We start from the raw sequence: 15,831 nt of genomic DNA on the forward strand, positions 1-15,831 counted from the left end.
AATACCAAATTAACTATTGCTGAAGAAATATAGGTATCTCTAGCTCAAGAGACTCACCTTCATAAAGATAACTAAGCTGCTTCATTAATTTAGATATGGAATCAGCCCAGGATATATCCGTAGCATACTGATGCCATGTAGCATTGCTTGATTGGCTTATGTAGTTATTAGTGTTCCAGCGCATCATGTACACAGTGTATTGATGCTGTCCAGCTCTTGTGCTGTGGACATAGTTTTTAGCTATCCACTGGGCACCACCCTTTATCGCCTTCTCAATGCTTGTCCAACCATTTGCATAAGCAGTAGCTGCTCCTCCTCCAAGAGGATCACTATCATAGGCTCCAATACCAAATAAGTTATATACTCTTACTACCTTTGTCTCTGTGGACTGACCATCTTCAGTAGGTACAGTAATCTCATAGTCAACTCCTCTAGCTAAGGTAGATTTGCCATAGCCTGTTTCTAGTATAGTATGAGCAACCAAATACAATGGATCTATATTATATTCCCTGGCAGCATCGATGAAGGCTTGTCCTTGATTGTAAAAAGTATCATATCTTAATGAACTTAAGTAGCTGTTAAGCTTACCTACATTTATATTATTCCTAAACCTATTAAGCTTTAAAAACTGATAGATATTACCGTTATTAACAATCAAATCAGTATTCATGTATTTATTTAAGGTATCTGAATTTATAGCTTCCCCAGTGGAAGCAAAGTTATACTTAGCTAGCTGGGTTTCCATGAAGCTCTTTAGAGTAAAGCTATGCTCCTTATTATAATGATATATTGTATTATTGCTATCATAGCTAACTGCTATTACATAATCGCCGCTTATATATCCCTGCTGTCCATTATATTCAATTCTAACCCATCCACTTTCATGGACTCCTGTCCTTTTAAGGATCTGCCCCTGTGATACAGAGCCAATTATTTCATGCTCCTGCCCTGGTCCTTTCCTTACATTAACCTGAGAAGCACTAACGGAAATTGTGTCACTAACCACTTCAATTGATGGGGTATCGGGCACCTCTGGAGTTTCTGGCTTCGAGGGCTTAGTTGAAGGCTCCTGAATTTCTTCTAAATATTCACTACTGCAGTATGCAATCTCATTTTTGTATAGAATCTTTGCCCAATCCTTACTTATAGCTATTACCTTAACCTCTTCCTCTGGAGATAAAAGACCAATCCTATCGGCAGTAACGCTTGCTCCCCTTCTCACATTAAGATGTGTAGTGCTTTTCATAATCTTATAGGTTATTTCCTCTTCATCACTAGAGTTAATTTCCTTTAAATATGCAGTACTAACATAGGCTGTTTTATTATTATATGAAATTTTAGCCCATTCTTTGTCGATGCTTAAAACCTTAACCTTATCCTTGGGATTAAGCATACCAAGCTTTTCGTAGGTGGTCCCTGGTCCTTTTCTTACATTTACATAAGTGGTAACCTCCATCATTGTATAGCTTTCTTCCTTTTCAGCCTCGGAAGTAGCCTTCTTCAGATATTCAGCACTACAGTAGCCAGTCTTTCCATTATAGGAAACCTTGGCCCAATCTTTATTAATGCTTAACACTGAAACCTTAGCACCCTTACTATAGCTGCCTATAACGCTATATTTTGTTCCTGCCCCGCTCCTTACATTGAGATTTGCAGTGGTAATCATCGTGGTTGATGTGCTATTACTGATCCCTGAGGAACTATTTGTAGAACCGCCTGTTGAATTACTTGATGAATTATTTGATGAACCTGAGGAATCCGAAGTCTTTTTTAGATACTCGGTACTACAGTAGCCTGTTTTACCTTTGTAGGATACCTTTGCCCATCCATCCTTAATGCTTGAAACCGAAACCTTAGCACCCTTAGCATAGCTGCCTATAATGCTATATTTTGTTCCTGCCCCACTCCTAACATTGAGACTTGCCGTGGAAATCATTGTAGTTGAAGTATCATTACTAGTACTAGATGAATTGCTTGATGAATTTGAAGAGCTTGAAACCTCCTCAAGATACTCTTTGCTGCAGTAACCAGTCTTACCCTTGAAGGATACCTTAGCCCAGCCATTGCTTATACTTTTTACAGAAATAGTTTCACCTTTTTTTAGAGAGCCTAATACCCCATAATTCGTACCCGGTCCAGTTCTTACATTTAGACTTGCTTTGGTCTTCATGGTCTTTGTAGTATTTGTAACCTTTAAGTAGCTTGCACTACAATAAGCTGTCTTTCCATTATATAAAACCTTTGCCCAACCATTTTCAATAGCGATTACCTGGACAGAGGTATTTTTACTATAGGAGCCAAGCACACTATATTGATTTCCTGCACCACTTCTGATATTAAGATTGGCTGTAGTGGTCATAGTTTTAAGCTCATCAGCATTTACAGCAGTACCAGACAACAGCAAACCTAAAGCTACTGCAGCTGTAACGTTTCCTAATCGCTTAACCATGTTCAATAAACCTTCCTTTAAAAATAGTTATATACTTTACTTATACTTAAAAATTACAGAAAAGTCAACATATTATGATAAATTATATTATCATTCGATAAATAATCTTGTAATATTCTAATATATCATCAAATTAAGAGTCCTTTTATTAATGTTTATGTATTTTTTGTTATTTTGTAAAACTTATTATAAACAAACTTTAATATCACAATACAATTTGTAGTATTGTATCAATAAATTATATACTCTATTTCCTATTTATATTTTGATAATATTTTACAAATTTACTCTACTTTAAAGTTCTTATTCAATACTAACTGTACCTGTATAAAGGTAAAGTTTTTTAGAAAACTAGATGCTTCAGTAAAAAGACCCTATGAAATAGGTAGTTACAAAATAGTAGAAAACACCATTTGTAACTGCTTCTATTTTACAGGGTCTTTTTTTATACTTTTATATTCTATTTATCTGTATATAACTATTTCTTACGAAACACGGGTATTTCCAGTTCAAGTACTGCATTTTCATATATGTAGCTCAAATCTTTCATTAAAGAAGCTACAGAATCAGTCCAGGCTACATCCGTAGCATACTGATGCCATATAGCATTTCTTGTGGGATTAATATAATTATTAGTGTTCCACCTCATCATGTAAAGGGTATACTGATTTTGTCCGAGTTTCGTACTATGAATATAATTTTCAGATATCCACCTAGCACCACCCTTTATAGCCAGCTCAATGCTTGTCCATCCATTTCCGTAAGCAGTAGCAGCGCCTTCTCCAACAGGATCATGGTCATAAGCTCCAATACCAAAGAGGTTATGTACCCTTACAGTACTTTTTTCTTGTGACTTCCCCTCTGGAAGTTCATAGTCCACACCTCTAGCTAGTTCAGATTTTCCATAGCCTGTTTCTAATATCGTATGGGCTACTAAATATAAGGTATCTATGTTATACTCTCTCGCTGCATCAATAAAGGCTTGTCCCTTACCATGGAAGGTATCATGCTTCAGTGAATTTAAATAAGCATTAAGCTTATCTGTATTTATATTGTCCCTAAATTTATTTATTCTTAAAAATTGATAGGGATTGCCTCTATCTAATATCAAATCAGGGTTTAAGTAGGTGTTTAATGTCTCCTGATTTATTTCTCCACCCTTTGATGAATAATTAAATTTAGCAGCCTGTCCAGAAATAAAATCATCCAGTGTAAAGCTTAATTCCTTGCTATAATGATAAAATTTATTATTGCTTTCATCAGAATTAGTTAACACTACATAACTATTGCTAACATAGCCCTCCTGACCATTATATTCAACCTTATTCCATACACCTTCAGAAGCTATAAGCTTAACCTTATCTCTAGGACTCAGCATACCAAGCTTTTCATGGGATAGGTCTGGTCCCCTTCTCACATTAACATAGGTAGTTGACTCCAGCATAATCTCCGGTTCTGCTTGGACTTCCTTCGTCGCAGTATTCTCCAAATAATCAGCACTGCAATAGGCAACGTTTCCATTAAAAGAAACCCTCACCCATCCATTTTCAATGCTAATTACTTCTACGTTGGTATTTTCCTTATAAGAGCCTAGTACATTATATTGGATTCCTGCTCCATTTCTGATATTAAGAGAAGCCGTGGTTGTCATCGTCTTAATTTCCTCAGCATTAGCTACAGCACCGGATAATAGTATACCCAAGGCTATTGCTATCGCAGTGTTTCCTAATCGCTTAACCATATATATTATACCTTCCTTAGAATTATTTACCTATTACACTTATACCGAAAGCTTTCACAAAAGTCAATATATTGTAATATTATGAAGGCTATAAGTCGAAAAAACATACAAAACATCTATATTTTGTTTATAATTTTAATTGAATATTTATATTTTATTAACAGTTGTGAAAGCCATTATGATATGTGAAAAAAGCTTTCCCTTATAAGAATCCTATATAATTTATAGCTTTCTCAAAAACTTCAGTATTCTGCTCTCATCCACCGTTAAAAAGCTTAATATTATAATGTTCTTTGCATAAATCAATATATATACACCATCAAATATAAATGCTAAAATATGTAATGAAAACTTCTAAGGATGTGAATATTTATGAGTTCTTTACAAGAGACAACCCCTCATACGAGTATAGAAGAAAATATTATAGCCGAAGAACATTTAGAGGATGCTAACTTCATTTCCCTGAGCAAGGAATATCTTAACTTATTAAGCCTGGTCTATTCAAATATCACATTAGATGAATTAGAGGAATATGGTTCTAAGTTTTTAGGAAATCCCCTTATTATAACTGATGATAGTTATAAGCTTTTAGCATTTACAAGAGACTATGATATACAGGATCCTATATGGAAGGTTATAATCCAAAACAGCTATTGTCCAATTGATTACGTTGATAAGACTGATGTGGATAGCTTTTGGGATAAACTAGAAAAATCAGAGCTACCTCTTTTTGTTCCAGACGAAGCTTTCGAGAGCTGTGCTACAAGGGTAGTAGCCAAGCTAAAAACAGATAATGAAACTCAAGGTTACATAGCCTTATTACAGATCAAGAAAAAAATAACCTTGATAGATTTATACAAGCTCCAAATCCTAGCAAAAGTAATCAGCATGGTAATCAGCCGAAGAGATATAATTTCTATAGCCAACGGCCAGCTCAAGGACGAATTCATCTCAGACCTTCTAAAGGGCAATATGGTTTCTAATGATATGGCAAACCATAGATCACAAGCTCTAAAAATACCTATAAGTCCTCTCTATTGTGCTGCCTTTATTAAATCAGAGCTACATGAAGATAATATCCGTGCTACTGCAGACTCTCTAAAGACATATTTCTCATCTAAATTCAGTACTGCAGCTTACACTATAACTAATGAAGGTATATACTTTGTACTAGGCTATCATAATGAAAAAAACTGGTATTTTTTCAATAATCCTAGCTTTGAAAAGGAGCTTATCCGTAGAAAACTTAAAGCTATGATAAGCCTTTCGGTAAATGAAATAACAAGAATACACATGTGCTATAAAGAAATTGAAAAAATACGTTCATTAATGAAAAGCTTTCACAGCTACCCTTCTCCTGTGATTCTGTATAATAAAATCGCTCCTTATAGCATAATAGCAGACTATCAAAATAATAATGGAAGAACTCTCACCTTAAGTCGCTCCTATGTCAAATTAAAAGAAATAGATACAAATCAAAAAACACAATATATCTTCACTTTAAAGAACTTTTTCCTAAGTAATCAGAACTCTACAGAAGCTTCGGAACGGATGTTTATACATAGAAATACAATCAACTACAGACTTAATCGAATTAGAGAAATCATTGATGATGACTTCGACGATCCAATAATACGGCTACACTTACAGCTATCTATTATGATTGATGAGGTAAGATAGTATTTAACCCTTTTGTTCAATTGAACAAAATCACAGGAGTATATTTTTCTTGTGGTCATTGTAATATATTTTCATTAATGTTAATCTTTTAACATAAATCGTTAATAATTAAACAACGTTTATTAGGAGGATTGACTCATGAACTTTAAAAAATTATTACAACCGGGAAAAATAGGTAGTATGGAGCTAAAAAATCGTATGGTTATGCCTGGAATGGGCACAAATCTTGCTGCAGCTGATGGAACAGTGTCAGATGTAATTGTTAATTATTATGCAAGACGTGCTAACGGAGGCGTAGGCTTAATCATTACTGAAGTTTGTTGTCCAGACCCACTAGGAAGAGTTATTCAAGGGGAGATAGAAGCTACTGAAGGAAAATTCATGCCTGGCTTAAGCAGAATTCCCCATGCAGTTCACTCAGGAGGAGCTAAGGTTTGTCTTCAATTAGCTCACGGAGGCTGCTTTGCTAGTGAAAGCGTAACGGGAGAAAGACCTATAACTCCTTCAGGAGTTGGAACTATGCAACTCCCCAATGAAAATCCAAGAACCATGACAATAGAAGATATTAAAGAGCTAATAGAAAAATATGGCCAAGCTGCTGGCAGAGCTAAGATTTGTGGCTTTGATGCCATAGAGCTTCACGGAGCTCATGGTTATATGCCTCTACAATTTTTATCATCCTACACTAACAAAAGAACAGATGAGTATGGCGGCAGCCTTGAAAATAGAGCCAGATTTGCTTTAGAGACTATTAAATCTATTAAAAAGCATACAGGGAAGAACTTTCCTTTAATATATAGACTCTCTGCCGATGAGGATGTACCAAATGGAATTACCTTAGAAGAAGCCTGCAGATTTGCAAAAATGGCTGAAGAAGCTGGAGCAGATGCTATCCACGTTTCAGCTGGTACTTGGGATTCACGTTTACATAAATATAACGCTGTTATGTCAGGGCAAGAATCACCAGAAGGTAAGAATCTCAGTAAAGGCGTAGCAACCTCTATGTGGGTACCTCCAAACTACACCCCTAGAGGAACCTTAATTTCCTTAGCTGCTGCTGTAAAAAAAGTAGTTTCAGTACCAGTTCTTGCCGTATGTAGCATTACACCTGAAATGGGAGAGGATATTTTAAGCAAGGGCGACGCTGACTTTATTTCAATAGGAAGACAAAATATTGCTGATCCTGATTATCCTAATAAAATTAGACAAGGAAAGCCTGAATCAATACGTAGATGCCTCCGATGCAATGAATGCTTAGGGGAAGTAATGAAAAACAATGGTATATCCTGTGCCGTAAATCCTGAGGCTGGTAAGGAATATGAAGGGTACGTAACAGTAGCTCCTACAAAGTCAAAGAAGAAGGTTGCTGTTATAGGTGGAGGTCCTGCAGGTATACAAGCTGCTCTTACAGCTGCTGAAAGAGGGCATGATGTTACCTTATACGAAAAAAACAACAAACTAGGCGGAGCTCTCCACTATGTTACAATACCTGATTTTAAACTAGATTACAGAGATTATATGAAATATTTAATCAACTCTGCATTAAACAGCAATATTGCCATAGAGCTTAATACTTGTGCCGACAAGGAATTAATAAAAGCTAATAAGTTTGATACTGTAATTGTAGCAACAGGGGCTTATCCTAGCATGCCTAAAGCAATAAAAGCCTCTAATAATACTTTAGACGCACTAGATGTATTAGATAACAAAGTAACAACAGGAAATAGCGTTATAGTTTGTGGCGCTGGTCTTGTAGGCTGCGAAGTAGCTATGGTTTTAGCTGAGGAAGGCAAAAAAGTAACTATGATAGATATGCTACCTACTGCAGCCCCTGACCTAGCAATTTACACAAAATGGGTACTAGACTCAAAGCTTGCAGAGTTAGGCATAGATGTTAGAGTCAATCATAAAATCACTGAAATAGCAGCTAATAAAGTCTACTGTCAGTCCAATGATACTGATATAGTGTATGAAGCTGACTCTGTAGTAACTGCCTTAGGACTTAAATCAGACAGAGATATATTAGACGACCTACGCAATAATCTTGTTGGTGTAGAGATAATCCCTGTGGGAGATGTAAATTCTCCTAGAAAAATAATCCAAGCAGTGCATGAAGGCTTCCATGCTGGCAGAAGAATATAAAGCCATAATATAATTATGACTCCGGTTATATAGACATATAACCGGAGTCATTCTATTTATTTCTTGCTCTACATATCTTAAACCTATCATTCAAAGGCCTTGATTAATTTAAAGACTTGAATAACAGCTTAAGCCTTCCTCTGCGACCTTTGCAAAATCTCTTATAGATTATCATTTTCATAATTGTAACATTCCGTAATAATATAAAATTAAAATATAAAAAATTCTCGTTTTTGAGAACCATCCAAAAAAACGAGAAATAAATTCTATAATCATTTAATTTTAGCAGCCTGAGCCTTCTTGATATACAATGCAAAAAAACATCCTAAAATGCTCATAGCCATAGCCACAATAAATGCATTAATATAGCTACCTTGATTTAATGTCTTAAAAAACACCGCTACCCTAGGACCGATAAGACTAGCTAAGCCAAATACCATATACATAAGACCATAATTCTCTGTCACATACTTCCTACCAAAAACATCTGCTGTAAGAGGTGTGATAATCGTTGCAAAACCGCCATAACTAGCAGCTGTTAATGCCATAAAAATAATTATTATTGGAGATGAACCAAGTATAGCAATCATAGCCATGCTAAAAGCAGTTATAATAAATAATAAAAGCATTACTGAAAACTTCCCTATTCTATCGGAAATTATCCCCCAAAGAAACCTTCCAAGAGTATTACACAGTGCAAATATCCCCACAAAAACAGCTGCTTTAGTTTCATTAAGTCCAACAGATTGCTGTAAAATTGGAGATGCCTGTCCAATAATCATCAATCCTGAAGTAGTACCAAAGGTAAAGGTTATTATCATTACATAAAACATAGCTGTTCTAACCATCTCACCACGTCTTAAGTTTCTCACAGAATATGACCCTTTTATTCCTTCTAATCCCTCATTCTCATGAAATTTTTCTCCCATTAAATTCTCTGGTATATCCATAATAAAAATTGATAAGAATGCAATTAAAAGCATAAAAATTACTCCAAGAATTTTGAAAGCTCCACCCAAAGAAGTGCTCTGTATAATTTTTATTGCTACTGGTGCCCAAATTACAGCTCCAGAACCATAGGCTGCTGCCATAAGCCCTGAAGCGATACCCTGACTATCAGGAAAAAGCTTTACAGCATACGCCATAATGCAGGGGTACACGAAACCTACACCTAATCCAGCAATTACACCATAAGTTATATAGAGCATAAACGCTGATTTAACATAAGCAGTTAGGAAGAGTCCAAATCCCATAAGCATACCGCCTAATAAGATTACCTGTCTAGTTCTTCTTTTACTAATCCATTTACCAAATACTAATGGTGCAAGGGTAGACAATACTATGGTGATAGTAAAGGTTAAGGATACATCCATTTCAGATAAACCTAAAGTCTTTACTATTGGAGTCTGCAGTACACTCCATGCATATCCAAAGCCAGCAATGACACAGACTGTCATTGCTGCTACCATAGATATTATCCTTTTATTAGCAAGGCTTTTATCGATAATCTGATTCATTATTTTTTCTCCTCCCTGTGAGGCAGTATATAATTTTCTAAAATACATGCTGCTCCCATACCTCCACCTACACACATAGTTATTAAACCATATCTCCCCTTAGTATCTTTAAGGTAGTTTAGAGCCTTACAAGTAAGAATTGCACCGGTAGCTCCTAGTGGATGCCCTAATGCTAGTGCTCCTCCTCTTGGATTCACTTTCTTAGGATTAAGATTAAGAATATCCATAGACGCCAATACTTGAGATGCAAAGGCTTCATTGAGTTCTATTACATCCATGTCTTCTACCTTCAATCCAGTTTTTTTCATAATCTTTTCCACAGCATAAACAGGGCCCATTCCCATATATGCAGGGTCTAATCCAGCTACAGCGAAGGATATGAATTTTCCTAGTGGCTTTATTCCCAAATTAAGTGCCATAGCTTCAGACATCATTACCACGAAGGATGCCCCATCACTTCTTTGAGAAGAGGTAGCCGCTGTAACAAGTCCATCTTCCTTAAAACATGGCTTTAAAGTAGAAAGTACCTCAAGATTAGTTCCCTTTCTATAACACTCATCATCAGCAAAAATCACTTTTTTTCCTTCCTTGCTAATTCCTGTGACAGGAATTATCTCTTCTTTAAAACATCCACTTTCCACAGCCTTTGCTGCTTTTTCATTACTTTCTACTGCAAAAGTCTCCATTCTCCCTCTATTTATTCCATATTTCCTTGCTATATTCTCAGCAGTTAATCCCATTGATATATAAGCATCAGTGTTTTCCTTTAGCCAAGGATTAAGAAATTCCTTGTTATCTGATAATACAGGAGAACTCATAGATTCAACACCCCCAGCAACTACTACCTGCTGTAGTCCTGAAGAAATCATTGATGCTGCTATTGCCATAGCTTGGATTCCTGATGAGCAAAACCTATTAACTGTCTGTCCAGGAATCTTCTCTGAAAAACCAGCTCGAAGCAGTATATTTCTTGCTGGATTAAGCCCCATACTTCCTTCTGGTATGGCACAACCTAATATTAAGTCATCTATAATTTCTTTATCTAACTCTGGAACTTTATCCAGCACTCCCCTCAGCACTTCTGCTGCAAAATCTACAGGATGTACATTAGCTAGGGTACCTTTATTTGCTTTGCCCATAGGAGATCTCCCATAAGCGACTATCACACAATTTTCCATAGTTATACTCCTCTTATAATTTATTAAACAGTAACTTAAACAAAAAACTTACTTTATTCATAAATAAGCTTCAAATTAATCATTAAATTCATTTCAACATTATGGTATATATGTTAAAATAAATACATTAATATTGTTAATTTAGAATTTATGAAAGGGTGTTGTTATGGATATTGAAACCCTAAGATACTTTCAATATATAGCTAAATACAAAAATGTAACTAGGGCAGCAAAGCATTTCTATATAAGCCAATCCACCTTAAGTCGTAACATGATGGCTTTAGAGAAAGAGCTTAATGTTACTCTTTTTATAAGAGATAACAAAAAGCTTGAACTAACAGAGGCAGGTAATGTTTTCAGTAAGGAATGCGACCTTTTCATAAAACACATGGAAAGGATTATCCACAATACCCAGTCCGCTGAAAAAGGAACTGTAGGAGTACTTAGAATAGTGATACCTAACAGCTTAAATAAACTTCTTTATCAGCCTATTCATCTTTTCAAAGAAAAATATCCAGATATTCAACTGATCATTGAATCCTATGATTTTAATGAAATCACTAGCGCTATCCTATACGATATTTACGATATAGGTTTCACTTATGATTTTTCTATACCTACAAGTGATAATATTAATTGCAGCTTTGTAGCAGAAGATGATTTTTCTCTGGTAGTTTCTTCAGAAATATTTAAGGAATCTTCCAAGGAAGCTATTGCAAGTATTATTAAAAGCTATCCCTTGATATTACCTTCTTATTCGGAACCTCCATTTATTAAATCAGTACTCCATGAGCTCCAGAACTATGCTGGTGGAGAAACAATAAAGCCAACATATGTAAATACAACAGAATCTGTTATACTTCAGGCTTCCTTAGGTCTTGGATACAGTATAGTTCCAACATCATTCACTACAGCTATAAGTAATGAGGATAATATTACCTACTATCCTCTCGATGAATTTTCCGCAAAAAGTCAAATAGTAATGCTTTACAAAAAACCAGAAAGCTCAAAAATCATCGCAAGCTTTGTAAAACTTGTGAATACACTTGTAAAAAGCAGAGAATGGGATTTTTTAGAACATCTCTCATGAATACCAATATAAAAGATAATTTGCTACCTTCCTATTCTTTTAGGAAGGTAGCTTTTATATTAACACAATAAAGCGCAAAGGATTATAGAATGTAGCTTTTCATCGGTGCTTGCACTTCTAGAGGTCAATACTATAGGAACATCTGCTCCAAGCACACAACCAGCTAATATATTTTCCGAATCAGAATTCCATATTTTACTCATTACATTCCCAGTTACCATCTGAGGAACCAACAGCATATCTACATCACCAGCATAGGGAGATTCATACCCCTTTACCATAGCTGACTCCTTGCTTAAAGCAAGATCTAAGGATATTGGACCAACAACTATACCATCTTTAAAATATCCTTCATTCGATAGCTCCTGAAGCTTGTTAGCTTCAATTGTTTCTGGCATTTTATCACTTATAGCTTCAGCAGCACATAATGCGCCTGCCACCGGTTTAGAGTAACCAAGTTTTTTTAAGGCTTCAAAAACTATTTCCAGAATTCTCACTTTATCCTTAAAAGAGGGATAGGGTATCACTGCACAGTCACTCATAGCCAAAAGCTTGTGGTAGTTTTTAAGCTCCATAAGACCAAAATGAGTAATGAAACCATTTTTATTTAATCCCTTATCACGCTGAAGGATAGGCTTTAATAAACTCTTTGTATCTAGTCTCCCCTTCATTATAAAATCCCCTTGGTTTTCTTTTATAAGCTTAACTGCAATTTCTCCAGGGTTATCCTTTTCTGCGCAATGAAATATATCAAAGTGCTGCTCTTCAGCTCCAATATTTTCTATTATTTTAACTATCTTATCCTTATCCCCTACTAAAACTGGCGAAATATATCCTTTAGCCTGGGCCATAAAAACCGCCTCTAATGCATGAGCATCCTCAGCTCCTGCGAGAATAAGTTTTTTAGGTGATCCGTTAAGGTCAAGCCTCTTTTTTATTAAGTCTTCAAAATTTCTATACATAACTGACCTCCTAATTCTAGAAACCTATCTCTCAAGTTTCTTTATTCCTAATATTTCTCTAGCTTCCTCTGGGGTTGCTACTTCTTTTCCATATTCACTAATTACTCTTTTTGCTCTCTCCACTAGCTGTACATTGGTTGCTAGCTTCCCTGCAGAATAATAAACATTATCCTCTAGTCCTACCCTTATATGTCCTCCTAAGGCTAGGGTGGCATACATTATTTTCATGTGATCCTTGCCTATTCCAAAAGCTGACCAGGTTGAATTCTCTGGAAGCATATCACATAGATATTGAAGATTTTTTACTGAAGCCTCCATACCTCCCAAAACACCTAGAACAAATTGGTAGTGGCAGGGAGTCTCTAATATTTCTTTCTTACAATAGTACTTAGCGATACCCATAAAACCTGAATCAAATATCTCTAGTTCTGGTTTGATTCCTAACTCTTTCATCTTTATAGCTAAAGGCTCAAGAAATTGAGGTGAATTATCGAAAATTCCAAAAGGCATCCAGTTGAAGGATCCAGAATCAAAAGAAGCCATTTCTGGCATCACATAAGGAAGATGTGCCATTCTTTCTTCATAGGAAGCCTTATTGTCTCCGGAGGTTGTACAGTTTATTACAACATCACAATCTTTTTTCTCCCTGATAAGCTCTACTGTCTTCTTAAATAACTCCTTATTCATGGTTCCTGAACCGTTTTCATCTCTCATATGAAGATGAACCACTGCTGCTCCAGCTTTCCAACATCTATAGGCGTCCTCAGCTATCTCTTCTGGTGTAACGGGTATGCTGGGATTTAGCTTTTTTGGTGTCATAGCTCCAGTAAGAGCCGCCGTTATTATAACTTTGCTTTCCAATGCCATTTATTTACCTCCCAAAATTAGTATTATATTAAGCCAGGAAGCTTGGATTTTTAATAATTTCCTCAATGGAGCTGTAGCCTTTAGGATATACATTATATGGATGTATCTCTTCCCCCTGTAAGACCCTAAGACCACCTGCTGCTAAAGCCTCCATTTCCTTTTCTCCCGGTATTACAGTAACTGGTGCAATGAACTCTACTAATTCCTTTATCCAACAAGTGACCCTTTCACTATATGCTACTCCACCAGTAAGTATTATCTGATCTACCTTACCTGCTCTTATAACAGATAATTGACCTATGCTCTTAGCCACACCGTAAGCCATAGCTTTCAAAACTATCTCTGCTTTCTCATCTCCCTGATCAATAAGCTTTTCTACTTCTCGTACATCCTGTGTTCCAAAGTATGCTACTAAACCACTCTGTCCACAAAGATACATCCTCATTTCCTGTAGAGTCATTTTGCTGTTATAGCAGAAATTGGCCATATATCTAGTAGGAATAACTCCCGCACGTTGTGGAGACATAGGGCCTTCATCATCATATACCCAATCAGCTATCCTCCCATGATCGTGAAAACCTAGGGTGATCCCTCCTCCAAGCTGTACTATAATAAGATTTAAATCCTTATATTCCTTACCTATAGATTTTCCGTAGGTAATTCCCGCCATCTTGGTATTTAATAGATGTGCCACTGGCATATTGGTAATCTCTGGTATGCCAGTTATTTTTGCTATAGAATCTGCAGAGTCCACACAGGTAGGATCATAGACAATGACCGGAACCTTCGTTCCCTTAGATATCTCCTTTGCAATTAGACACGATAATGTGGAAGCATGCTGTGCTTCTGGTGCATAAGTAACAGAGGCAATCATAAGCTCATTTACTTCATAAGCTCCATCATAAGGAACCGCAGAAATTGTTCCTGCCCTAGCAACAATTATATTGAAATCCTCTGGAAACAAATTATTATCTTCTAAAAATCTTTTTACCTGTTCTGTTCTGAAGTTTAGCTGGTCTAAAGTTTTAGGCATTTTTTTAAGCTCTTCAGCGGTAATATCCAGTGAAACCTTGGATATCATTTTATCATCTTCAAAATATGCCACCTTAGTGGAGGTGGAGCCACAGTTTATAGTAAATATCTTCTTCATAACTTCCTCCATTATTTTTCTTTTCTACTAGCAAAATATGTGGAGAGACATATTCTTCCCCACATATTATTGCAAAGCATAAAACTATTTTTATCTTATTTTTGCCTTTAAAGGTGGATCTATTTTACCTTCTAAGCCTAGGTGCTTTATCATAGAAATAATATTAGAGTGAAGCTCATCAGCGCAGAACATACCAAACATCTCGGTTCCAAAAGCACAATCAAGATCATCCACAATTCTCTTTTTCCAAGGTCTTCTAACAACTTGAGTAGCAAGTCTTCTAACTATGCGGTTTTGTGCCATCATCATATCAGCAATTTCATAGGCTCTATCCATAAGCTTTTCTCTAGGAACAATTTCTGAAACTAATCCAAACTTTACCAGATCTTCTGCTGACATTTTATCTCCTGTCATTAGATACCAAACCGCTTGTCTAGTTGGCATTAGTTCCATGAAGCAGCTCTGTATTCCATCCCCAGGTACATTGTTTGTACCTGGAAGCATATGAGGATCAAGAACAGTAATGTCATCAGCAGCTATACAGAAATCACACATACAAGCTAACTCTATGTGTCCACCAGAACCACTAAGGACTCCAAGAGTAGGAACCTCTGTATCCTGTATCATTGTAATTATCATTCTTCTTCCATCAACAAACATATGATTATATCTTGTTGCACCAGCATCATCTCCTTCTGGAGCCCAGCTTGCCGCTTCAAAGTCAGTAACCCATATGTTTCCAGTGCCTGTGAATATAATCATTTCTGTCTCTCTATCAGTTCCAAGCATTCTCCACATTTTCCCGATAGCATCGTGAAGCTCCATGGACCAAATCAGTGGTCCCCCATTAGTGTGCATTCTTACAGTTACTACTCCATCCTCACGTCTGTCCATAATGAAATGTTCTTTGAACATCTCTTTAATTTCCTCGAAGGTTGGCCATTTAACATAATTTGTATTTGTCACTCTATTTGACATCTTTTCCCCTCCTATAAGGTTTTAATAACCCCAATATAAGCTGAATAACTTTTACATTTATCCCTTTTATTGCAGTA

11 protein-coding genes are annotated in these 15,831 nt (G+C 36.1%); 3 read left to right on the plus strand and 8 right to left on the minus strand.

The annotated features are described in order from the left end of the window. Positions 1-13: 13 nt before the first annotated feature. A complete protein-coding gene (locus ACPWSR_RS03515) occupies positions 14-2,449 on the minus strand; it encodes an SH3 domain-containing protein (protein WP_426350319.1) in 2,436 nt (811 codons plus the stop codon). Between the two features lie 478 nt (positions 2,450-2,927). Continuing rightward, positions 2,928-4,190: an N-acetylglucosaminidase gene (locus tag ACPWSR_RS03520; RefSeq protein WP_426350320.1), complete on the minus strand. Its 1,263-nt coding sequence runs from the start codon at positions 4,188-4,190 to the stop codon at positions 2,928-2,930. Between the two features lie 372 nt (positions 4,191-4,562). On the opposite strand from ACPWSR_RS03520, the gene ACPWSR_RS03525 reads away from it, so the two are divergent. Both ACPWSR_RS03525 and ACPWSR_RS03530 read left to right on the plus strand, forming a co-directional pair. Continuing rightward, positions 4,563-5,870 (plus strand): PucR family transcriptional regulator, encoded by a 1,308-nt coding sequence (locus ACPWSR_RS03525; RefSeq protein WP_426350321.1) that lies wholly within the window; start codon positions 4,563-4,565, stop codon positions 5,868-5,870. A 138-nt stretch (positions 5,871-6,008) separates the two neighbouring features. Beyond that, positions 6,009-8,012: an FAD-dependent oxidoreductase gene (locus ACPWSR_RS03530; protein WP_426350322.1), complete on the plus strand. Its 2,004-nt coding sequence runs from the start codon at positions 6,009-6,011 to the stop codon at positions 8,010-8,012. 272 nt (positions 8,013-8,284) lie between these two features. On the opposite strand, the gene ACPWSR_RS03535 is transcribed toward ACPWSR_RS03530, so the two are convergent. Then, on the minus strand, positions 8,285-9,529 hold the full coding sequence (locus tag ACPWSR_RS03535; RefSeq protein ID WP_426350323.1) for an L-lactate MFS transporter: 1,245 nt from the start codon (positions 9,527-9,529) through the stop codon (positions 8,285-8,287). Continuing rightward, positions 9,529-10,707, minus strand: a complete 1,179-nt coding sequence (locus tag ACPWSR_RS03540; protein WP_426350324.1) for a thiolase family protein — start codon at positions 10,705-10,707, stop codon at positions 9,529-9,531. Before ACPWSR_RS03540 ends, ACPWSR_RS03535 begins: the two co-directional genes overlap by 1 nt. A gap of 166 nt (positions 10,708-10,873) precedes the next feature. Between ACPWSR_RS03540 and ACPWSR_RS03545 the strand changes: the two genes are divergently transcribed. Beyond that, positions 10,874-11,797, plus strand: a complete 924-nt coding sequence (locus ACPWSR_RS03545; RefSeq protein WP_426350325.1) for a LysR family transcriptional regulator — start codon at positions 10,874-10,876, stop codon at positions 11,795-11,797. Positions 11,798-11,856: 59 nt separating this feature from the next. On the opposite strand, the gene ACPWSR_RS03550 is transcribed toward ACPWSR_RS03545, so the two are convergent. The 4 genes from ACPWSR_RS03550 to ACPWSR_RS03565 form a co-directional block, all read right to left on the minus strand. Beyond that, on the minus strand, positions 11,857-12,759 hold the full coding sequence (locus ACPWSR_RS03550; RefSeq protein WP_426350326.1) for a phosphate acyltransferase: 903 nt from the start codon (positions 12,757-12,759) through the stop codon (positions 11,857-11,859). Positions 12,760-12,783: 24 nt separating this feature from the next. Then, the gene (locus tag ACPWSR_RS03555; protein ID WP_426350327.1) at positions 12,784-13,626 is read right to left on the minus strand and encodes a 3-keto-5-aminohexanoate cleavage protein; all 843 of its coding nucleotides are present in this window, start codon (positions 13,624-13,626) and stop codon (positions 12,784-12,786) included. Positions 13,627-13,654: 28 nt separating this feature from the next. Further along, positions 13,655-14,776 carry a butyrate kinase gene (buk, locus tag ACPWSR_RS03560; RefSeq protein ID WP_426350328.1) on the minus strand — a complete coding sequence of 374 codons (1,122 nt, stop codon included), beginning with the start codon at positions 14,774-14,776 and terminating at the stop codon, positions 13,655-13,657. Positions 14,777-14,866: 90 nt separating this feature from the next. Continuing rightward, positions 14,867-15,754, minus strand: coding sequence for an enoyl-CoA hydratase/isomerase family protein (locus ACPWSR_RS03565; protein WP_426350329.1), 888 nt, complete (start codon positions 15,752-15,754; stop codon positions 14,867-14,869). Positions 15,755-15,831: the final 77 nt, after the last annotated feature.

Source organism: Alloiococcus sp. CFN-8, from assembly GCF_049943125.1.
Taxonomy (GTDB): Bacteria; Bacillota; Clostridia; order Clostridiales; family Clostridiaceae; genus JAEXZL01.

Excerpts from the sequence above, each read along its gene's own strand:
- ACPWSR_RS03515 (WP_426350319.1), bottom strand. The coding sequence starts at position 2,449 with ATGGTTAAGCGATTAGGAAACGTTACAGCTGCAGTAGCTTTAGGTTTG.
- ACPWSR_RS03520 (WP_426350320.1), bottom strand. The coding sequence starts at position 4,190 with ATGGTTAAGCGATTAGGAAACACTGCGATAGCAATAGCCTTGGGTATA.
- ACPWSR_RS03525 (WP_426350321.1), top strand. The coding sequence starts at position 4,563 with ATGAGTTCTTTACAAGAGACAACCCCTCATACGAGTATAGAAGAAAAT.
- ACPWSR_RS03530 (WP_426350322.1), top strand. The coding sequence starts at position 6,009 with ATGAACTTTAAAAAATTATTACAACCGGGAAAAATAGGTAGTATGGAG.
- ACPWSR_RS03535 (WP_426350323.1), bottom strand. The coding sequence starts at position 9,529 with ATGAATCAGATTATCGATAAAAGCCTTGCTAATAAAAGGATAATATCT.
- ACPWSR_RS03540 (WP_426350324.1), bottom strand. The coding sequence starts at position 10,707 with ATGGAAAATTGTGTGATAGTCGCTTATGGGAGATCTCCTATGGGCAAA.
- ACPWSR_RS03545 (WP_426350325.1), top strand. The coding sequence starts at position 10,874 with ATGGATATTGAAACCCTAAGATACTTTCAATATATAGCTAAATACAAA.
- ACPWSR_RS03550 (WP_426350326.1), bottom strand. The coding sequence starts at position 12,759 with ATGTATAGAAATTTTGAAGACTTAATAAAAAAGAGGCTTGACCTTAAC.
- ACPWSR_RS03555 (WP_426350327.1), bottom strand. The coding sequence starts at position 13,626 with ATGGCATTGGAAAGCAAAGTTATAATAACGGCGGCTCTTACTGGAGCT.
- buk (WP_426350328.1), bottom strand. The coding sequence starts at position 14,776 with ATGAAGAAGATATTTACTATAAACTGTGGCTCCACCTCCACTAAGGTG.
- ACPWSR_RS03565 (WP_426350329.1), bottom strand. The coding sequence starts at position 15,754 with ATGTCAAATAGAGTGACAAATACAAATTATGTTAAATGGCCAACCTTC.